The organism is Desulfuromonas svalbardensis (genome assembly GCF_055389415.1).
In genome coordinates, this window is the sequence record NZ_AP042416.1 from 2,990,897 (window position 1) to 3,012,681 (window position 21,785).

The 21,785-nt window shown below is 43.6% G+C and carries 17 protein-coding genes and 1 riboswitch; of the genes, 10 read left to right on the plus strand and 7 right to left on the minus strand.

Features of this window, described 5'->3' with window-relative positions:
* Window positions 1–34: 34 nt before the first annotated feature.
* The 3 genes from ACZ5KY_RS13435 to ACZ5KY_RS13445 all read right to left on the minus strand — a co-directional run bounded on the left by ACZ5KY_RS13435 (window position 35) and on the right by ACZ5KY_RS13445 (window position 3,937).
* Window positions 35–1,324, minus strand: coding sequence for a TolC family protein (locus ACZ5KY_RS13435; protein WP_464244406.1), 1,290 nt, complete (start codon window positions 1,322–1,324; stop codon window positions 35–37).
* 360 nt (window positions 1,325–1,684) lie between these two features.
* Window positions 1,685–2,164 carry a hypothetical protein gene (locus ACZ5KY_RS13440; RefSeq protein ID WP_464244407.1) on the minus strand — a complete coding sequence of 160 codons (480 nt, stop codon included), beginning with the start codon at window positions 2,162–2,164 and terminating at the stop codon, window positions 1,685–1,687.
* A gap of 522 nt (window positions 2,165–2,686) precedes the next feature.
* Complete coding sequence (locus tag ACZ5KY_RS13445; protein WP_464244408.1) at window positions 2,687–3,937, minus strand: cell envelope integrity protein TolA; 1,251 nt, start codon at window positions 3,935–3,937, stop codon at window positions 2,687–2,689.
* Between the two features lie 173 nt (window positions 3,938–4,110).
* A riboswitch (cobalamin riboswitch) is annotated at window positions 4,111–4,321 on the plus strand.
* 199 nt (window positions 4,322–4,520) lie between these two features.
* Here ACZ5KY_RS13445 and ACZ5KY_RS13450 point away from each other — a divergent pair.
* Window positions 4,521–5,699, plus strand: coding sequence for an LbtU family siderophore porin (locus ACZ5KY_RS13450; protein ID WP_464244409.1), 1,179 nt, complete (start codon window positions 4,521–4,523; stop codon window positions 5,697–5,699).
* A gap of 20 nt (window positions 5,700–5,719) precedes the next feature.
* Window positions 5,720–6,679: a sirohydrochlorin cobaltochelatase gene (locus tag ACZ5KY_RS13455; RefSeq protein ID WP_464244410.1), complete on the plus strand. Its 960-nt coding sequence runs from the start codon at window positions 5,720–5,722 to the stop codon at window positions 6,677–6,679.
* Window positions 6,680–6,870: 191 nt separating this feature from the next.
* Here ACZ5KY_RS13455 and ACZ5KY_RS13460 read toward each other — a convergent pair whose 3' ends face one another.
* Window positions 6,871–7,938 carry a cytochrome-c peroxidase gene (locus tag ACZ5KY_RS13460; protein ID WP_464244411.1) on the minus strand — a complete coding sequence of 356 codons (1,068 nt, stop codon included), beginning with the start codon at window positions 7,936–7,938 and terminating at the stop codon, window positions 6,871–6,873.
* A 179-nt stretch (window positions 7,939–8,117) separates the two neighbouring features.
* On the opposite strand from ACZ5KY_RS13460, the gene ACZ5KY_RS13465 reads away from it, so the two are divergent.
* The 5 genes from ACZ5KY_RS13465 (at window position 8,118) to ACZ5KY_RS13485 (ending at window position 14,629) form a co-directional block, all read left to right on the plus strand.
* A complete protein-coding gene (locus ACZ5KY_RS13465; protein WP_464244412.1) occupies window positions 8,118–8,639 on the plus strand; it encodes a hypothetical protein in 522 nt (173 codons plus the stop codon).
* A 104-nt stretch (window positions 8,640–8,743) separates the two neighbouring features.
* Window positions 8,744–9,607, plus strand: coding sequence for an RNA polymerase sigma factor RpoH (gene rpoH / locus ACZ5KY_RS13470; RefSeq protein WP_464244413.1), 864 nt, complete (start codon window positions 8,744–8,746; stop codon window positions 9,605–9,607).
* A gap of 84 nt (window positions 9,608–9,691) precedes the next feature.
* On the plus strand, window positions 9,692–10,432 hold the full coding sequence (bamD, locus tag ACZ5KY_RS13475) for an outer membrane protein assembly factor BamD (RefSeq protein ID WP_464244414.1): 741 nt from the start codon (window positions 9,692–9,694) through the stop codon (window positions 10,430–10,432).
* A gap of 479 nt (window positions 10,433–10,911) precedes the next feature.
* Entirely contained in the window at window positions 10,912–12,495 is a 1,584-nt protein-coding gene (locus ACZ5KY_RS13480; protein ID WP_464244415.1) for an acetyl-CoA hydrolase/transferase C-terminal domain-containing protein, read from the plus strand.
* A gap of 550 nt (window positions 12,496–13,045) precedes the next feature.
* Entirely contained in the window at window positions 13,046–14,629 is a 1,584-nt protein-coding gene (locus tag ACZ5KY_RS13485) for an acetyl-CoA hydrolase/transferase C-terminal domain-containing protein (RefSeq protein WP_464244416.1), read from the plus strand.
* Window positions 14,630–14,684: 55 nt separating this feature from the next.
* On the opposite strand, the gene xerA is transcribed toward ACZ5KY_RS13485, so the two are convergent.
* The 3 genes from xerA to ACZ5KY_RS13500 all read right to left on the minus strand — a co-directional run bounded on the left by xerA (window position 14,685) and on the right by ACZ5KY_RS13500 (window position 17,228).
* Window positions 14,685–15,587, minus strand: a complete 903-nt coding sequence (gene xerA / locus ACZ5KY_RS13490) for a site-specific tyrosine recombinase/integron integrase (protein WP_464244417.1) — start codon at window positions 15,585–15,587, stop codon at window positions 14,685–14,687.
* Between the two features lie 195 nt (window positions 15,588–15,782).
* Window positions 15,783–16,010, minus strand: coding sequence for a NifU family protein (locus ACZ5KY_RS13495; protein ID WP_464244418.1), 228 nt, complete (start codon window positions 16,008–16,010; stop codon window positions 15,783–15,785).
* 30 nt (window positions 16,011–16,040) lie between these two features.
* Entirely contained in the window at window positions 16,041–17,228 is a 1,188-nt protein-coding gene (locus tag ACZ5KY_RS13500; protein WP_464244419.1) for a class I SAM-dependent methyltransferase, read from the minus strand.
* 163 nt (window positions 17,229–17,391) lie between these two features.
* Here ACZ5KY_RS13500 and glpX point away from each other — a divergent pair, with 163 nt between their 5' ends.
* From glpX to ptsP, 3 genes are all read left to right on the plus strand, one after another.
* The gene (glpX, locus tag ACZ5KY_RS13505) at window positions 17,392–18,348 is read left to right on the plus strand and encodes a class II fructose-bisphosphatase (protein WP_464244420.1); all 957 of its coding nucleotides are present in this window, start codon (window positions 17,392–17,394) and stop codon (window positions 18,346–18,348) included.
* Window positions 18,349–18,536: 188 nt separating this feature from the next.
* Window positions 18,537–19,364 (plus strand): cytidylate kinase family protein, encoded by an 828-nt coding sequence (locus ACZ5KY_RS13510; RefSeq protein ID WP_464244421.1) that lies wholly within the window; start codon window positions 18,537–18,539, stop codon window positions 19,362–19,364.
* 83 nt (window positions 19,365–19,447) lie between these two features.
* A complete protein-coding gene (gene ptsP, locus ACZ5KY_RS13515) occupies window positions 19,448–21,751 on the plus strand; it encodes a phosphoenolpyruvate--protein phosphotransferase (RefSeq protein ID WP_464244422.1) in 2,304 nt (767 codons plus the stop codon).
* The last annotated feature ends 34 nt before the right edge of the window (window positions 21,752–21,785 follow it).

Genomic DNA, 21,785 nt, shown 5'->3' on the forward strand with positions numbered 1-21,785 from the left:
AGCTCCAACAATGTTAATATTTATCCAATTACCTTTACGTGCTATCGCGATCAAGATCAGTACCAACAGCCGCCTCAAGACGAGCTAGATCACGCAAATAATCGGTTGCAGCGCGGTGATATTCAACCTCGTAGCGATACAGAGCCATCAGTCCATCCAACAAAGTCAGAAAATCAACTTTATCGACCTGATAAGCGGAGAGACTGGCCAAGTAGGCCTGTTTGGCCTGGGGGATGATTCCGGTTTGGTAGAGCAGAGCCTGAGTGCGATCCTTGTCCGCTTGAATGTACGCATCATGAATGCTGAATTTCACCCTATTACGCATCTCGTTCATTTGCGCGTGGGCCATGCTCAGGGCAGAACTTGCCTCGGCAACACCCTCGTCACGCTTTTTTCGATTAAAGGGGAGATTAATGCTTACTCCAGCACTGATAAAGTCGGTGCCGTCATCTCCGCCTGAAATTTCCTCGCGAAATCGGTAGCCACCCCAAAGAGTAAAGTCAGGACGATAATCGAGACGAGCCAATTTGCGCTGCTGTTTGGCTCGCTCAATGATGGAGCGATAGCCGTCAAAAATGGGTCGTGTTGCAAGAGCACGCTCTTGGAGAGCTGCGATAGAGGTCATCATCTGGGGCAAAATAAGTTCGGGAAGATTATCCAAAGCCTCCCAGGTGGGTCGGTTACGCAGGCTGTTGAGTCGAGCCAAGGCTGTTTCTCGCTGCTGTTTAACAACGATGAGTCGATCCATCAGCTTAGAACGCTCAACATGAGCCTTGAGCACATCCTGCTGAATTCCTGTACCTAGTTCGTACATCGTTTCTGTCAGGCGGGTAAAGTCGTCCAAAATCTTAAGACTTTTTTCGGTGACAACAATGGCTTTGGTTTGAAAATAGAGTTCATAATAGGCATCCTTGACTTTCTGCACCAAGGATAGTCTGGCATCTTCGAGAACACTCTTATACCAATACGCTTGCTGCCTAGCCATGCCAGCCTTGGAGGCGAGCTTTCCCGGATAGGGAATTTTCTGAGTCCACTTAATATCCTTACCCGTCATAGGGGTCTGGTCGCCCTTAAACGTATCAATAGGATAATTGACAAGGCTAAATGAAAGAGATGGATCAGGCAGTGAACCCGCTGGAACGACCCGATGCTCAAAGAGCTGCCAGCGGTCCGTTGCAGCCTTAAGATCGGGGTTATTTTCAAGAGCTTGTGCAACAATACTCGCTAAAAGGTCAGGGGAGTTTTCCGTTTCAGCCAAAGAGATGCTAGCCGCAGTAGAAAAAAGTAAAAGTGTAAAAATCATGCAACGAAAAATGAACATCATAATATCCTCCATTTAGGGATGGATACCTTCACCCCGCAAACTGTTCATTATCTGCCAACAATACAAACATCAGCGTCCAAAAAGAAATTCTCCAAGGCAACAAGCGGCTGAGCCACAATGAATGATCTGCAATTGGCAACACGTATCGTCAAACCAAGTCTAAACATACGCAGAGGAGGTCTGAATCATCACCTGCTAGCTGGCTGTCGGGTTTGACGAGCCGTAGCGAGAAACAGCTGGCTTGAGACCAGATTTTCGACCATTTGAGAGCGAATAGTGAGCCTATTTGTCGAAAATGGACGGGAATATGGGCAAAGTCCAGCTGATTCGCAGTAGGTTCGTGTCAAGTCCGACAGCCTGCTAGTTATCATAGCTAAATGTGTAGATCCGTTTTTTCCCATCATCCAACCGAGTACCGATGCTAAGCTGGTAGATTCCCGTTTCATCCAAAGTCACATCCGCGCCGAAATGCCCCTGCATTCCTATCAACTTCAGCGCCTTGAGTTGCTGTCCTGAAGGCGTGGTCACCTTGACTGCCACACTACCTTGCTCCATGGATTGTCCACTCTGAACATTGGAAAACATCATCATCAGGTGATGAGTGGTGGTCATCCCCATCTTAGTCATTGCTGCGCTCACATCCTTGAGGTGGGCCATCCCTTTTACTCCGTTTTTCACTTCAGCGCCGAGCATAATCATCTCACCATTCATAGCCATGCTGCCTTGCTCATGATTCATTGTTCCCGTTGCTGCTTCGCTCGGGCAACAATTGCTTGCTAGCGCCAATGCAGGTAACGACAGCATCATAACAATCATCAATACTAACCAATGTCTTTTCATAATTTTCTCCTGTGTTGTGATTCAAATTAACTTCATCTACATGAGATATCTTCACAGTGTATGCCAACAAAGATTAATCCATTAATTACAGTCAGTTAGATTATGACTAATCCTAACGGGGCATCTAAACATGGAGAATATTCTATCAAGTGTAGAATATTCTCCACTCACAGCGAGATCAAAACCATCCATTCTCAGGATTGGTAAATCATGTATACAACGATAATCTATCTACGAAAAAAGGCCAGCCCTAGGGCTGACCTTTTTCAAACAACAAAGAGTGTTTCACTGAAATAGCCACTATTCATTACGTGAGTACTGTTACACTTTTTATGTAATTACTATCGATAAAGAGTTACACAGGTTAACTCAATGATGAATTCGCTCTGCTGGTGTCCAAACAAATTCTGATTTCAATATTGCTAAGAAGCCTCCATCTAACGTGTTGAGCACTGGAAAGGTTGCCCCCCCCCAATACCTACCACGAACATCGAGCTTAACAACCAATAGAAGATATCTACATTACTGATAAAAAAGATCTCTCAAAGGCACCTCAATCTGTTGGTGAAATTCAGGGGTATTCTGATCAATAGATTGCTGTTTGCAATACACTGACAGTGCTAAATGAACATTGTTGCGAAGCTTAAACAGATCACTATAAATGAGTGGTTGACTGAGTCGCTGTATTTGGGGCGATAAAGTGATTGTTGGATCAGGAGAAAAGATATCGACCATCAAATGACTGAGGGATGATTTTGGTGGAAGAATGAGAACTGAGTCTAGTACAAAATAATAAGTGATATCATTAAGTGTAACTGACATCTTCTCAATTTTTTGGACTGTTTTACTTTTATTCCTAATGGATATATCAACTGACAACGGAGCGGCATAACTAATTTTATGCAAGGCTATTTTAAAATTTTCATCCTCAAGAAGAACAGTCTGTTCTGTTTCCAGAAAGTACTTAGTCGTGACAGTAATCGTGGGACGCACTATGTTGCTTGTCGACAAAAAGGTAAGCGGTGCACTGTTATCATGTATGGAATAAGCATAGCATGAGTCATTACACTGAATGGTGTAGCCATAACGGATTGATTGTTTGTCGAGGGGGAAATCGAGATTACCGACAATATGAGTTTGGATGGAAAAAAAATGTTTTGGTAATGAAAACCCACTGACATTTTGCACCGTAAATGCGACCTCAATCTCTTTAAGTCGTTGTTTTATTTTCTCAACATCAACTCTATATTGTTGATGGCGTAGCTCCAAAAGTTGTTGCGCTCGTTGCTGCTCTTTTTCAACTTCTGCACCGTCTCTTGCAACTCTATCCTTTGCTTGTTGACGACGTTCAATCACCTGCTGACGCGCCTCTTGCTCTTTTTCCAGTTGAAGGGACTCGCGTCGTTGCTGTTGCCTCTTAAGGACAGCGGCCCTTTTTTTCTTGGCGTTCTCAGCTCGTATCTGTTGTTGTTGTTCGTAACGTCGTTTATGTAGATCAGACTTTAGACGATCATTCAGGGCAGAGGAGATACAGATCTGACAAGGTGTTAAATGTAGACGATCACACTCAACATAGGAGATCTTTTTAGGGGCAGAGAGCAAACTGCGACAGAATGTTCGATGAAACAACGAACTATGCCGTTCAGAAACAAACTGTTTTGACTGAACCGTTATCTCTTCATTTGCTGCCATGCACTGAAGAGAGAGGCACTGAATACACAGAATGCAAAGAAAGAGTATTTTATACAAACTATTACGCTTAAGAGGAAACACGATTCAATCCACTCTACTCTAATTCAGAGAAAAAACTAATCAACCGAACAGTTTTAATAAGTCCCAAGACTAAATCATCCATCTAAAACTAGCCACTGTTTTAATTTTTCCATTTTATTCGTTAAATTTGGACCAACAATAAATAGCGATTGACCATTAATAACTCAGTGCGCTATATGAATAGCCAATTGAGTGCCATTAAAGGCTGTTATCCAAACTAAAAATGGACAACAAAGGGAAGACGGTGCAAATCCGTCGCGGTCCCGCCGCTGTAACCAGTGACGAACATCACAACAACCACTGCTTTGGACAATACAAAGTGGGAAGGTGTGATTAGTAGAATGACCTGGAAGCCAGAAGACCTACTTGATGATGTTTGCCAAATAGATCAGCCTTCGTGGATTAAGGACTATCTTACTTTTCGCTATATGTTTATTTCTCATCGTAGAAAAAACTTCGTGGTTTGGCAGCATTGCTCATAAATTAGTGGATGAAAAACGGCATCCCCGCGATACAATAATACAGTATTGCGGGGATTTTTTTATTCGCTGCTTTTGCAGCCATCATACTCGCGAGGTAAAAAATGCGACACCAACGAATCACCGCTCTACTTTTTGCAGCACTTCTACTGTTATGCACCCTACCCGCCCTAGCCAACGAAAATGGATCGAACCAACAACTCAGCGCAGAGATGCAACGCCTAATTGAGAAAAAAGTCGATGAATTACTCGCACAACGTCTTTCGGTAGTTCAAACCGGGGGACCTCACACCATTAAAAAACCCACCATCAGCAAAGGGGAACAACATCAGATTGCTGAGGAAGTGGTCCAAAGCCTCACGCTGAGCGGCGTAGTTGAAGTGGAAGCCAACCACACTAATGACTTTGGCGGTAATAACAGTAGTGGCCTCGAACTGGCCACCGTAGAATTGGCCATTGATGCTCAGGCCCACCCTTGGGTTCAGGGCCATGTGTTGTTTCTCTACGAAGAAGGAGATGACGACGATGTTGTAATCGACGAGGCATTTGTCACGATCGGTAATAGCAAAGAAACTCCCTTCTACCTTAGTGCCGGTAGGATGTATGTCCCCTTTGGTAACTTCACCACCTTCATGATCTCTGATCCTTTAACCCTTGAAATGGCTGAGACGCAAGAGACCGCCCTTCAAGTTGGCTTCGGAGCAGAAAACTGGCACAGCGCACTCTATGCCTTTAACGGTGACACCAGCGAAGGGGATGATTCCAGCACCATTGAACAATATGGCGCTCATGTGGGTTACAGCTTTGAAGCAGGGGGCTGGAATGTTGCCGTTGACACCAGCTACACCAGTTCATTGTTCGATTCCGACCTATTAACTGAAGAATTTGGCGATGCAGCCGTTGCAGGAGACTATATCTCAGGTTTTGGCGTCCAAGGTGTGCTCGGTATCGGCAATGTTACTCTCATTGGAGAGTATATTTTGGCCCTAGAAGATCTGAATGTTGAGGGCGAAAAGATCAATCCCTACACATTCAACATTGAAGGAGCTGTCGTTGTTGAACTAGTAGGTAACGAAATGGCCTTTGCTTTGGCATGCCAAGGCAGCAAAGCTCTAGTTGGAATCTTACCGGAACAACGCTTCATGGCTAGTATTGGTATCAGCTTGTTCGAAGACACCGCTTTGACCTTAGAATATGCATACGACAAAGACTATGACGAACATGACGGTGGCAGCGACGACAATAGTAAGTCCCTCACCGCACAACTGGCGTACGAATTTTAAATAACACAAGGAGCGATACAATGAAAAAGACATGGGCTATTCTTATCTCTACCCTGCTACTACTCGGTTGTGCCCTGAGTGCATCGGCTCAGGATAAAACCGCCATTGTTCTAGCCAACTTCGGCACCAGCTACCCGCGGGCGCTGAAATCTCTCACCAATATTCAGGCCAAGGTGCAACAGGCGTTCCCTGAAGCTAAGGTGGAATTGGCTTTTACCTCCAACATCATTCGTAAAATCTGGCATGAACGTCAGACAGATCTAGCGTTCCAAAAAGCTCACCCCGAAATCCCTAAACAGATCCTTTACGTTCAGGGGCCATTGGCGACGATTGCCAACCTACAGGATGCTGGGTACCGCACCATCTACGTACAACCGACCCATATTTTTTCTGGCGAAGAATTTCAGGACCTAAGCGCCTATATAACAGGTCTCAATAGCATTAAAACCATTAAAAAACGCTTTATGCCGTTTAAAACGCTGGCTATTGGCCGTCCAGCACTTGGCACCCATGGTGATGTATTTCCCTATCATGAGGACATCCACCAAGCGGCTAAAGCGTTAGCCAGCGATATCGCTATAGCTCGTAAAAACGGTCAGGCTTTAGTTTACATGGGCCATGGCAACGAGTATTTTAGTACCGGTTGCTATGTCGAATTGCAACATGCTATGCGTGAAATGTATCCCGACGTACCAATATTCATTGGTGTTGTTGAAGGCTTCCCCTCCCCAGAGGTTGTTAAAGAGGGGCTAAAAGAGCAACGTATTTCTAATGTTATGCTCAAGCCCCTGATGATTGTTGCCGGAGACCATGCCAGCAACGACATGGCCAGTAATGAGGAAGACTCGTGGAAAACCCAATTTGAACACATGGGTATCAACGTCACTGCTGTTCTTAAAGGCTTAGGTGAAAACCCAGCCTGGGCAAATATCTACGTTAAGCACCTACAGCAACTGATTACTGATCGTTGGGCTCAGTAATACTGCCCCTATAACACAACCAAAAAGGCCATCGCAGTTATGCGATGGCCTTTTTGGTTCTTGTGTAGAACACTGCTGCGAAACAGCCTGACTTAGCCCATATTGCCGATCATTTTCGAATAACGGGTCTTAAGCAGTCTATTTTCGCTACGGCCCATCTATTCAGACAGCCCGCTAGTGAATCAAACAATTTAGTGTGTAGGACTCAGTTTAACCTGCAATACAGGTTGTGGAGTTGATGCTGTACTAGCTGGAAGCAGAGGATGCATCACCAGTGGTTGGTCGCCAGTTAAACCTTCAAGGAGGTTAACGATCAACTCAACTTCTTGATCAGTCAACTCCATGCCTAACTGTGACGTACCCATAATGGCAACAGCTTGCGTTAACGTCCACACTTTACCAGAATGAAAATAAGGGGCTGTCAGTGCAATATTGCGTAATGGCGGTGAACGGAACACGTACTCATCTGATGCGGTGTTTGTCACCTTAAAACGACCTTTATCGCCAACAGGTAAAACTTCGGCACCAGGCTGTTCGACAACACCAAATGGGAAGTAGTCGGTTCCACCTAGATTAAGGCCATCATGACAACCAACACAGCCATTATTTACAAAAAGATCAAGTCCAGCTTTTTGGTCTGCAGTGAGAGCCTTGTCATCACCTGCCATAAAACGGTCTAAGCCATCATTGGGTGTAATGAGTGTTGCTTCAAACACTTCAATGGCCTTAGCCATATTGTCAAAGGTAACAGGACTTTTCTCTGTCGGGAATGCTTGTTTAAACAGTTCAACATAATCTGGAATAGATGTTAGAAGTGTCACAACAGCCTCAGGTGTATTGTTCATCTCAACAGAAGCCTGAACTGGCCCTTTAGCTTGATCAGCAAGGTCCTTCGCCCGACCATCCCAAAATTGCACACTATTAAATACAGCATTATAGGTTGTTGGTGCGTTACGAGGCCCTTTTTGCCAACCATGACCTGTCGATGTTTCTTGTAAATCGCCTCCAGCAAGTCCGACATTGTGACATGTTTGACAGCTAATTAATTGTGATGCCGATAATCTCGGCTCAAAATATAACATGTGACCTAGCGTTAGCTTAGCATCACTAGCAACATTCCCTTTCAAAATGGGTGCTACGGTAGGAACAGGTTGAAACATCGCTTTTGCCATCGTCCGCAGTTCAGCATCAGATGCACTCGCAAACGTAACACTCACGAGTAAAAGTAAGCAAATACCACAAAACTTAAAAAATCGCATAACTTTATTAGCCTCCATTTTGCATTAAAACAAAGCATCACCACTTGACGACACCATTAAAAAAATCATTATAACCATTTCAGTATACATTACAACTTTTTTTTGTTGCGCAGCAACAATATCATTTTATTCCATTTCACTAGTTGACACGTTTAAAGTGTTCATGCAATTTTAGCTATATGAAAAATTATTGCAAACAACTTAATATTGTCATCTTGCTGCTCTGCGCCACACTTTTTATTCCAACCGTTAGCAGCGCAGAACCTGAGAACGCTCAATTAAATCAACAACAAGCAGAAGAATCTTTTTCACGAAGCGATGCTATGCCCCTTGAAAAAAAAGGGAACATTCTCAATATTATTTTAGATAAAGCACCTGTTATCTCTACTGAGCGGGGCACGCTAGTAATTGAAGCCTTTCTCGATCTCAACAAAAACCAACAACGAGATGAAGCTGAACCAAATCTCTACGATGCAATCTCCTGCACATTAGATGATATTGACTACCTGATCCCAGCGTTTATCCCTGCCCTTGATTACAATGCGCGATACAAGATTAGTTGTCAGGGAACGGCTGAGTTTCAACCTACTATTGATCAAAAAAACGTCCTTATTGCTCGGCGTGGTCAAATCATCTCCCTGATTATCCCCTGTCAAAGTAGTTCAGCCGCGACCGTTACGACACCGCAGCAAAGCCAGTAAATTCAGCTTACTCCCAGCATGTGAAATTTCATTAGCACTCTACACCCGAGAGTGCTAAAATAGAGTTTTGATACTCACACAATTACTGAGGAGAGGGGCTATCAATGAATCATTTACCTGTAGCGTTAGATTCGTTTGAACAGTATATGTCTCAAATCAGCCATGTTGAACCGCTAGATCGCGAAACTGAGGCGGAACTTGCGTGGCAGTACAAAAAAAACAACGATCTTGATGCGGCACATCGACTTACCTGCGCTAACTTGCGCTTTGTTGTCAAAGTAGCCTACGAATACCGCGCCTACGGCTTAAAATTAATCGATTTAATTCAAGAAGGAAACATTGGCCTCATGATGGCCATCAGAAAATTTGATCCATCAAGAAATATTCGATTGATAAGTTATGCGGTGTGGTGGATTCGTGCCTACATGCATAATTACATTATGAGTAGTTGGTCTTTGGTTAAAATCGGTACGACGCAAGCGCAAAAGAAACTGTTCTTTAAATTGCGTCAAACACGTGATGCCATCAAGCAACTTGCAGGTTCTGATCAGCATGGTGACGATACGACAGAAATTGCCAAACAATTAAATGTAAGCTGTCGGGCTGTAGAAGAGATGAGCGCGCGGATGAGTGGAAGAGATAGCTCTCTCGATATGACCCTAACACCAGACAGTGACACTAGCCACATTGAAAACTTAGCGGATCAACGTTGCGACCAAGAACAAAACCTTATCACTTTTGAATCAACTCTATTACGTAACCAAACAATTCAGGTAGCCATCTCAGCTCTCAATGAGCGCGAGCAACACATCATAACAAAGCGGCTGCTGGATGATGATTCAATGACATTACAGCAACTTGCGGACTATTATGGAATCAGTAAAGAGAGGGTTCGCCAACTCGAGAAAAGAGCTTTAGAAAAATTAAAAGATCAATTAAATGTGACAGACCATTTAAGCAGAGAATAATTCTTGAGTCCTCTTGCTGCATGTTTTAATATACTCTTTTAGTTCTTCAACTTGTCATCCTTCTTTAACAGGATAAATTACACTATGAGAAACTGTATCATTTTATGCATAGTCGCCCTTACACTGAGTGCTTGTGCCTCTAAATCAGTAGAACCCATCACAAAAGATGCTTTATATTATTTTCAACAAGGTGAAATGGCTTTTGAAGAAGAGGAATACACAAAAGCGATAGAACATTGGCAACGAGTACGCGACAGCTTCACATCACCTGAGCTGACGGCTTTATCTGAATTGAAAATTGCCGACGCACAACTGGCAGACGAACTATATATTGAGGCAATTGCTTCATACGAAGACTTTCTGAAACAACACCCTGCAAGTGTTCGTAAAAGCGATATTTTGTTGCGTTTGGGAAAAGCACACTTCAACCAAATTCTTGCAGCGGACCGTGATCAAACGGCCACCCGCAATGCTCTAGCAACATTTGAGCAGTTGCAAAAGAATTTTCCAAGCAAAGTTACCCCACAAGAACTCGACAATTTAATTTTACAGTGTCGCAGTCGTTTAGCTGAAAATGAAATTTATATCGGCCATTTTTATCTCAAAACGAAACGCTACCAAGCTGCAATTAGCCGCCTCGAGAAATTGCGCAATGACTACCCCGAATTTTACGACATGGGACACGTTCAGTTTTATCTTGCACAGGCCTATTATCATAAAGGTGACACTGAAACAGCAAGTTCTCTTTTTGATGACGTAGTTCGTTACAACGATGAAAAACTGAATAAAAAATCAAAAAAGTTGCGCAAAAAATTTAATATCTAACAACGATTAGCAACATTATATATTTCACCTCAAAAGCCCATTTTCTAAAGAGAATGGGCTTTTGCTGTTTATGCAAGAATCTAACAGCGTAAGTTAATTTGTTCAGCTACACACCTAACTCATTAAAGAAGAATGCACACAACAGACTCAAAACAGAAACAAACCTTTGGGGAATAAACATCTTCAGAATAGATACCCCAAACAAAAAACTTCATATTTTCAAAGAGTTACCACAACAACATCCCAAGAATATTCTACAATAAATAAAAAACCTTTCATCTCATAATCTCCCACATTTCGTTTGACATAGCTATATAAGTATACTAAAAATAACGCCGTATACAAAAATGTGTTCTAAAGTTCGCCATCTGTTAAATACGAATTAAAAATAAAATTTTTACTATGTTTTTTCAATTCGCCCTGTCGACGATTCGACTCTATGGGTTTTTCTTAAATTCTGTTCAAGGAGGAATTTTTCAATGTCTGAATTCGGTACTTTAGAAAGTCGTGTTCATCGCAAGTCAATGATGGACAAAGTAATGTCCGCAGAAGATTGCATCAAGTTTTTCAAAAACGGTATGGACCTCGGTTGGTCTGGTTTTACCCCTGCTGGCTACCCAAAAGCGGTACCCATTGCATTAGCTGATCACGTTGAGAAGAATAATCTTCAAGGTGAGCTAAAATTCAACTTGTTCATTGGTGCTTCTGTCGGTGCTGAAACAGAAGATCGTTGGGCCACTCTTGATATGATCGACCGTCGCTGGCCTTACCAAACAGGCAAGAACATCGCTAAAGGGATCAATACTGGTAAGATCCGCATGGGCGACAAGCACCTTTCTTTGTTTGCTCAGGACTTAGGTTACGGTTTCTACACACCTCAAATCGACATTGCGATTATCGAAGTTTCAGAGATCCTCGCTGATGGTTCTCTCGTACCAACTTCTTCTTGTGGTGTTATCGGCGAAATTTTGATGATCGCTGATAAAATTATTATTGAGGTAAATACTGGACAGCCTTCATTCCGCGGCATGCATGACTGCTACGTTCCACAAAAGCCACCTATGCGTCAACCCATGTTGATCAGCAAAGCGAGTGACCGGATCGGCACAGAGTCTTTTGCATGTGATCCTGACAAAGTAATTGCCGTTGTCGAATCAAAGAATCGTGATAAAGGTCGTGCATTTGCTGGCGCTGACGAAACATCAGAAGCCATTGCTGGTCACATCATGAATTTCTTCTCCGAAGAAGTTAAAGCTGGCCGTTTACCAGAGAACCTCCTCCCTCTTCAATCGGGTGTTGGTTCTATTGCTAATGCTGTTGTTGGTGGGCTGGCAAAAGGTCCCTTTAAAAACCTAACTGTCTACACAGAAGTTCTCCAAGACACCATGCTGGATCTTTTTGATTCAGGTAAATTGGATGCAGCATCTTCTTGCTCCCTTTCTCTCTCTGAAACACCAGGTTTTCCACGTTTCTTAGACAACTGGGACAAGTATGCAGACAAAATCACCCTGCGCCCACTATCAATTGCTAATGCACCTGAGCCGATCCGTCGATTAGGGGTCATTGCGATGAATACACCTGTTGAATTCGACATGTACGCACACGCCAACTCAACTCTTGTTGGTGGTACTCGTATGATCAACGGCCTTGGTGGTTCTGGTGACTTCTTGCGTAACGGTTACTTGAAGATTATGCACTCACCTTCAACTCGCCCAAGTAAGACTGATCCAATCGGTATCACTTGCATCGTGCCTAAAGCACCTCACGTTGACCACACTGAGCACGACCTTGATGTGTTGGTCACTGAGCAAGGTCTTGCTGACCTACGTGGCTTAGCGCCAAAAGAGCGGGCACAACTTATTATTGATAAATGCGTACACCCTGAGTACAAGCCAATCATTCAAGAGTACTTGGACACGGCTACAGAAATATGTATCGCGAAAGGTATTGGTCACGAGCCTCAACTGTTTGACCGTTGCTTCAAGATGCAACAAAACTTAGCTCAAAACGGTACCATGAAGATCAAAAACTGGGACATCAAAGTCGACCTCTGCGAAGACTAAATTGACCCAAAATAGCTCAACAAAAAAGCTCTACTGGTTTCCCAGTAGAGCTTTTTTTATTAGAATACACTCCAAATAAAACACCATATGTAATTATTTACCACAATCTGCAACAGTCGACCATGACGATAATAAAACACCATATCTGTAATTTTTTTTACACATACTTAACTTTTCAACAATTTAACCCATACCCACTCACAATAATACTACCCTACCTCCATACTATACTTATATCGGCATATCGGCATGTTAGAGAATATTCAACCCAACAATATTCGTATACAGAGCCTAGAAAACTAAACGTTATTAGAAAAAAACTACCAAGTTTTTCACTTGACTAAAACATCACCTCATACTATACAAGAAAACTATAACGCTATTCTATTTACAGAATACTTACTTTATTGAGATCCTTTCTTCTGTTGCACCAACGAAATCTGTTGTTTAGCTGAGACGTTCTCATTATTTAAACATTATCCCTGTAACTAGTTTCGCTAAATGAGTACAACACACCTTTATTTTATTTAATTTCAAGGAGGAACAGTCAATGTCAGAATTCGGTACTTTAGAAAGTCGTGTTCATCGCAAGTCAATGATGGACAAAGTAATGTCCGCTGAAGATTGCGTCAAATTTTTCAAAAACGGTATGGACCTCGGTTGGTCTGGCTTCACCCCTGCTGGCTACCCAAAAGCGGTACCCATCGCATTAGCTGATCACGTTGAGAAGAATAATCTTCAAGGTGAGCTAAAATTTAACTTGTTCATCGGTGCTTCTGTCGGTGCTGAAACAGAAGATCGTTGGGCAACTCTTGATATGATCGATCGTCGCTGGCCTTATCAAACAGGTAAGAACATCGCTAAAGGGATCAATACTGGTAAGATCCGTATGGGCGACAAGCACCTTTCCCTGTTTGCTCAAGATCTAGGTTACGGTTTCTATACACCACAAATTGATATTGCTATCATCGAAGTTTCAGAGATCCTCGAAGATGGTTCTCTCGTACCGACTTCTTCTTGTGGTGTTATCGGTGAGATCTTAATGATCGCTGATAAGGTTATCCTTGAAGTTAACACTGGACAGCCTTCATTCCGCGGCATGCACGACTGCCTCGTCCCACAAAAGCCACCTATGCGTCAACCCATGTTGATCAGCAAGGCGAGTGACCGGATCGGTACAGAGTCTTTCGCATGTGATCCTGAAAAAGTTATCGCAGTTGTTGAGTCAAAGAGCCGTGATAAAGGTCGTGCATTTGCTGGCGCTGACGAAACATCAGAAGCCATTGCTGGTCACATCATGAATTTCTTCTCCGAAGAAGTTGCAGCTGGCCGCCTACCTAAGAACCTCCTCCCACTTCAATCAGGTGTTGGATCAATCGCTAACGCTGTTGTCGGTGGCTTAGCTAATGGTCCTTTTAAGAACCTAACTGTATTTACAGAGGTTCTCCAGGACACCATGCTTGACTTCTTAGACTCAGGTAAACTTGAATACGCTTCAGCCTGCTCACTCTCTCTTTCCGAGACTGAAGGTTTCCCACGCTTCTTTAAAAACTGGGATAAATATGCGGACAAAGTGATCATGCGTCCTCTTTCAATCTCCAATGCACCTGAGCCGATCCGTCGTCTAGGGGTTATTGCGATGAACACACCTGTTGAATTTGACATGTATGCACACGCTAACTCAACATTGGTTGGTGGTACTCGTATGATCAACGGTCTTGGTGGTTCTGGCGACTACTTACGTAACGGCTTCTTGAAGATTATGCACTCTCCTTCAACTCGCCCAAGCAAGACAGATCCGATCGGTATCACTTGCGTTGTTCCTAAGGCGCCACACATTGATCACACTGAGCACGACCTTGATGTGTTGGTCACTGAGCAAGGTCTTGCTGACTTGCGTGGTTTAGCGCCAAAAGAGCGGGCACAACTTGTTATTGATAAATGCGTGCATCCTTCTTACAAGCCAATCATGCAAGAGTACTTGGATCTGGCAACAAAAGTGTGTATCGAAAAAGGTGTTGGTCATGAGCCTCAACTGTTTGACCGCTGCTTCAAGATGCAACAAAACTTGGCAGAAAATGGCACAATGTTGATTAAGAACTGGGACATTAAAATTGATCTCTGTGAAGACTAAATAGTTTGTATAGATTGCACAATAAAAAGCCCTGCTGGAATACCAGCAGGGCTTTTTATTTATCTTTTTTTCGGCTCCGAGGATGAGCCTTATCGTAGACCCCCATCACTTGTTCAACACTCACGTGGGTGTACTTTTGAGTTGAGGACAAGGAGCTATGTCCGAGCATCTCTTGAATCGCTCGCAAATCAGCTCCGCCACCAAGAAGGTGTGTCGCAAAGCTGTGACGTAAGGAGTGTGGAGTAACGGCAGCGGGCAACCCTGCCTGTAAGAGTTGTTGCTTTAAATTACGTTGCACGGTACGTGAGCTTAACCGTCCTGAACTTCGATTTACGAAAAGTGGATCTTCGGGCTCATAACAACGACGATGCTCCAAGTATTCTGCAACACGCGCTAACGCCTTGCTGCCAACAGGGACAATTCTAGTTTTACCCCCCTTACCAAGCACACGAACAACCTGCTGACGAACCTGAAGATCACCAACATTCAACCCAATCAACTCACTCACGCGCAAACCACTTGAATAAATGAGTTCAAAAATAGCTCGATCTCGAATATTTTTAGGCGTTTTTTCAATTTGATGGTCGAGCAAATGATAGATATCATCGATATCAAGAGTGGTTGGCAAATAATGTTCATAACGTGGTGACGATATAGTCTCTGTGGGGTTAGCCGACAAATAGCCTTGACGAGTCAAATAAAGATAAAAGCAACGTAAAGATGCTAACTTACGAGCAACTGTTATTTTTTTACGCTCCTTCATCAGCTCAGCCATCCAGTGCCGAAAACATAATTTATCAACACCTGCTATAGCCTGATCTACATCGATGTCGCTCTGCTCTGGAATCAAGAAAGCAATAAAAGCATTAATATCGCTCAGGTAAGCACAACAGGTGTGCGGTGACATATTTCTTTCAACAGCTAAATAGGTGGAAAATTCATCTAACCACGTTGACATCGCCCCTCCCCTTAGAGTTAATTAAAGGCTCAGTTACATACTAATTCTGACACAAAATAAAGCATACGGCCAACGCTCTACCGCCTACTCTCTTGAATAAAGTACTCGCCACACTTAACACTAGAGCATTCAGATTACCACACACTAAAAAGGGGCCAATCAATGGCCCCTCTCTTTTACATTAACCAGTCGGTGTTAGCGAACCTGTACAACCTCGGTAACAGCTGGAATCTTCTCCATCAGCGCTCGTTCAATCCCCATTTTCAGGGTGACTGTTGCCATAGGGCATGTACTACATGCACCCACCAACTTTACACTAACAACACCATCATCCGTCACATCAACCAATTCAACATTTCCACCATCGGCTAACAATGTCGGACGAACTTCATCTAATACAGCCTCAATTTGCTCTTTTAACATACTCGTCTCCTCTATGTTTTAGTGTGTCATCTATAGTCCAGCAAATGCTTCAACCGGTATATCGCGCAACGATCTTGAGCACGCCAACTGAGGCGTTCCAACCCCTTTACCCTGTATCAATACTTTAAAAATTTCACCCATACCACCGTCAGGAAGAATGAGGTTTTTCAATGTCATCCGCAGAGCCAATGCTTTCTTTTCATCTTGTTCTTGCTGTTGCAAACGGACGATCTCTTCAACAAACCCCAAGCCGATCAAAAAACGATATTGCTCAGCAAAATATAAGGTTTCTAAGCCATTGTTCTCACCACCTTGCTGCAATAATGTAAAGTCAACATGAGCGGTAATATCTTGGCAACCGATATTTAGATAGGGGTTGTCGTTTGCAACGTGTTGATGATAACACATCAGAGTACCTTGACGACGAAACGGAGCATATAACTCTTCGGCAGGGTAACCGTAATCAATGGTCATCACAAACCCTCGCTCTAATTTCTCTGAAACCGCAGTCATCCATTGAGAAGCTTCCAGACACACCTCAGCCCGGTTGCCCTCTACGGGTTCAACGCCAAGATCATCGAAGTGCTGTTGTATCTCAGGACAGATAGGCGACCTGAGCTCTTCACACAACCCCCCATTTTTCTCTACAACAAACACTTCATGGAGCTGTGCCTCGTGCTTTTCAACCACAGCAACAGCGAAAGCATCAATCAGTTCATTACTCAAAAAACAACCCTGAATCGCGTTTAGCTCATCAAAACTACACCAGTCAATACGATCTTTATGGGCGGATAATGTTTCCGCTTGCCGTTGACGATTATCAGGGCTGATCTCAACGATACGATAGCGCAGGGATTGATAAAAGTCTGGCTCCTCAGTTCGCAAAGCATCTAAGATATCAGCAGCCAGATGCCCTTCTCCAGCTCCTTGCTCAACCACGGTAAAATCTGTCGAGCCAAGTAGTTGCCACATCTGCTTGAGTTGATGAGAAATTAAGATACCAAACATGCGATGAACGGAAGATGAGGTGAAAAAATCGCCCTGTGAACCAATCCGTGAACGCGAATGCATGTAATAACCATATTGCGGGTGATATAAACAATGTTGCATAAACTCTGAAAAAGGGATGCCACCACATTCAGAAATCTTCTTGTGGACAAACTCTTCGAGAGCTTCGTTGCCACAACCTTGTTGGTTGTTTTGGATTGAGTTAGTCATGTGAAAGTTCAGCTCCTATATGTTACATATCATTATAATTATACGTTGGATTGTACGGACTGGAATTAGCAATTGTTTCAATCGATCATCTATGCAATCATAACACCGCTTTAAATGGCAATACTAGACGTAAATCCCCCCTTATCGTTCAGGAGTATCAACAATGGATAGAAGCTTAGCACTGGATCTGGCACGAGTCACTGAAGCAGCAGCACTAGCGTGCGGACGCTGGGTTGGTAGAGGAGACAAAATTTCTGCTGATGACGCTGCCACGACTGCCATGAGACAAACATTAAGCACACTCCTGATTGACGGAACCGTTGTTATTGGTGAAGGGGAGATGGACGAAGCTCCAATGCTCTACATTGGCGAAAAAGTAGGCTCTGAAGGACACCGTAAAGTTGACATCGCAGTTGACCCCCTCGAGGGCACTATCCTCTGTTCAAAAGGTGGACCTGGAGCCATTGCCACCATTGCGATTGCTCCTGAAGGTGGTTTTCTTCATGCACCAGATATGTATATGGATAAAATTATCGTAGGCCCCGCGGGTCATGGTTGCATCAATATTAATGATGCCCCAAGCGTTAACCTTAAACGAATTGCTCAAGCTAAAAACTGTAAACTTGAAGATTTAACCGTTGTGCTACTCGACCGCCCTCGCCATGATGAAGCGGTAGCCGATATTCGTCAGTGTGGCGCCCGAATCAAACTGATCTCAGATGGCGATGTCGCTCCAGCTGTTGCTACGGGAATTCTCGATAGTGGCATTGACATGGTTTTAGGTATGGGAGGTGCCCCCGAAGGTGTGCTCGCCGCGGCAGCAGTTAAATGCTTTGGTGGCGATATGCAAGGACGTCTGGTTTTCACAACTGATGAAGAGCGACAACGCGCACCGAAAATGGGAATCACTGACTTTGATAAAATTTACACCGCCGAAGAGATGGCTCAAGGCGATGTATTTTTTGCCGCCACAGGCGTTACCAGTGGTGATCTACTGCGCGGTGTACGCTATTTTTCCGGTGGTGCTGAGACACACACCATCGTTATGCGCTCCAAAAGCCGCACCATCCGCTTTTTAGACACACTGCACTATTTTGACCACAAGCCAGCATACAAATAATTTCTGCGCCGTGGTTTCATCGAGCTATTCAAATTTAGTTAACAACGACACCAACTGAACAAATTAGTTCCAGCGGCACAGCTCTAACCTTATGAATGGCTTAGTCTGTGACTAATATCTTGTAAACACTATAAGTAATTGCTAGAATTCAGCTCAAATTTAATTTAATCAAATGCTGGGAGTCACTGATGGCTATAATCACAATTTCGCGCGAAATGGGTAGTGGTGGACAAATCGTTGCTCGTAATCTCGCAGATACACTGGGATACACTCTCATCGATGGCGAAGCAATCCTTAAAGTCGCTGATCAACATGGACTCACTGCGGCCGCAGTTGAAAAGGCAGACGAAAAACCGCCTGCATTCGTCGAAAGTCTTGATACAAGTCTTGAAATTGACCTCCACCGCATCGAACAAATTGTTCTTGAGTATGCCCTAAAAGGCAATGTCGTTATATATGGTCGTGGTGGCCAAGATCTTTTAGAAGATGTCAGTAGCGTTTTTAGGGTTCGTATTATTGCTCCCTTTGACACCCGTGTCGAACGTTGGGCTGAGCGCGAATGGTTAGATCCTGATTTGTCTCGTATCTTAGTACGTAAGAGCGATCAGCAACGCGCTGGTTTTATTAAATATTATTTTGACCGTGATTGGAACGACCCCTATTACTATGATTTAACTGTCAACACCTCAAAACTTTCAGAAGAAAAAACGGTGGAATTAATTTGTCAGGGAATCACAGAAACAAATCTAACCGAAAACCGCGAACGCTGCAAGACCAAGCTCATTGACTTAATCCAATGCAAACAAATTGAGATTGAGATTATGAAGTCTCAATGTGTTGACGGCTACCACCTACAAATATCCGTTAATTCGGGTACCATCACCCTTGAGGGCCATGTTCACAGCGATGCAGAGCGAGAAGCAATTCACACAATCATCTCCGGTTTAGCGTCTGATGCAACAATCAATGACCAACTTAAGGTCTTTGCATATCACATTAATCCTAAAGAGAGCTAAATGCTTCTTTGATACCCCTTCTGGAGAGCTCACGACACCTTGGTGGTTGATGGTGTCAAATCATCGTGGGCAAATTTGCTATAATGAACGAACATACTTCAGTACATTCAGGACTCAGTACACTTGAAGATATCAGTAACTTAATTCTTCAATCACACAATTTAGACGAAACTCTAAACAATGTCGTTACGTTGGTTGCCCGTCGAATGGGTTCAGAAGTATGCTCCATTTATTTACTAGATGATACAGGACAAACACTCTGGTTACGCGCCTCACAAGGGCTAACTCAAGGAGCCGTAGGTCGAGTTAAAATGGAGCTCGGCGAAGGTCTATCAACGATGGCCATTGAACACGGCCACCCTGTCTCCATCATCGATCCTGAAGACCATCCACGCTATCTTTACTTTCATGAAACTGGCGAAGAGCGGTTCCACAGCTTTCTCGCTATTCCACTCTTTGATCGCCGCACCCCGATTGGTGTTATTACTCTGCAAAGCACTAAAAAAAGAGCGTTTTCACCGACTGAAATCAGTACTCTTTCAACGATTGGCTTTCAAATATCAGCAGTTGTCATCAACGCTAAATTATTGAATTCGATTAAAAACAAAAACGAACCTCACATCAACACCACAATTGATGAAAATATAGAAGAATCGATGGCTGCCGTTGCACTACGTGGCACGGTGGCATACCCCGGAGTTGTGTCAGGGGCTGTGCATGTTCTCGACGACAAATGCGGTCTTGCTGATATATTCGATGAACACGATATCGACATCAAAAAAGAGGTTTCTCGTTTAAATGCAGCACTCGAAGAAACACGAATCCAGACATTATCTCTTAAAAAGAGGGTTGCCGAACGGCTATCGGAAGAAGATGCTGCAATTTTCCACACCCACCTTATGATTCTCGAAGACCGCAGTTTTATTGATCAGATGACGAATGAGATCAATCGCGGACACAGTGCCCCCTACGCCCTAAAGAAAGTGATCGGACAATACACTGAAGCATTTACCAAGATGGATGATGCTTATTTGCGTGAACGTGCCACGGATACGCTTGATATTGGTCGCCGCCTGCTCAGTAATATTACGGGTAAAAAAAATAAAACAATTCAGCTTAAACGACCCGGTATTCTCTTTGCCCGTGAAGTCCTGCCATCCGATATGGCTATTCTTGACCACGAGAAACTGCTAGGGATTGTCACCGAAGCGGGTGAACAAAATTCCCACGCTGTTATCATGGCAAAGTCGCTTGGCATCCCAGCATTAGTTGCGGTAAAAGGGGCATTAAAAGCCGTCAAACATGACAGCCACGTTATCTTAGATGCTAATTCAGGTTGTCTATTTATCAACCCTGCTGAAGCAATTATCGATGAATACCGTCGACTAGAGGATGACAGCAGTAAAGAAGTTCACCGACTCAATAAGTATCGTCGCCGGCCAGCGGTTTCTAAAGATGGGGTTCCAGTAACATTGCGCGCTAACATCGGATTAATAAGTGATGTCGCCATTGCTCAACGTAACGGTGCGAACGGTGTGGGACTCTACCGTACTGAATTTCCCTATATGACTCGTACCAATTTTCCTGATCGGAACGACCAATACCAGTTGTGTCGTAAAATCGTAGAAAGTTTTGACGGGCCGGTAACGATTCGTACTTTAGATATTGGTGGTGATAAAGCACTGCCCTACTTCCCACCACCAGTAGAAGATAACCCTTTTATGGGCTGGAGATCAGTGCGCGTATCACTTGATAATCGTGATATTTTTCGTACCCAAATTGAAGCGATTCTCATGGCTGGTATTCACGGCTCAGTGAAACTTCTTTTCCCTATGATTTCAGGCATCGAGGAAGTTCATGCGTGCAAAGAGGTAATCAAAGAAGCCGAAGACAATTTACGTAGCGAGAAAATACCTTTTGCAGAGAATATCCCCATCGGTGTCATGATTGAGGTTCCTGCCGCAGTCCAAATGTGTAAATTTCTTGCTGAAGAGGTTGATTTTTTCGCCCTTGGTACCAATGATCTTGTGCAATACATGTTGGCAGCAGACCGTAACAATCCGTTAGTTAACAAATATTACAACCCTCTTCATCCGTCCATTTTACAAGCGATCAAATATGTGAATGACACGGCAAAGCGACTTGGAAAAGGAGTTTGCTTGTGTGGAGAAATGGCTGCGGATCCGCTTAGTTTTACAGTTCTTTTAGGAATTGGAATTCGAGAATTCTCGATGGTCTCTCCATTTATTCCACGGACTAAAGCGTTCCTGTCAGACCTTTCGTGTGCCAGAGCAACACAAATTGCCAATGAAGTTCTAAAAATGGGTAGCACTGTTAAAATACATGACTACCTCATTTCAATGCTTCAGCAACACGAGGCACCCTAATCTCATAATCTAAAATTTAGACATCAGCGACAAA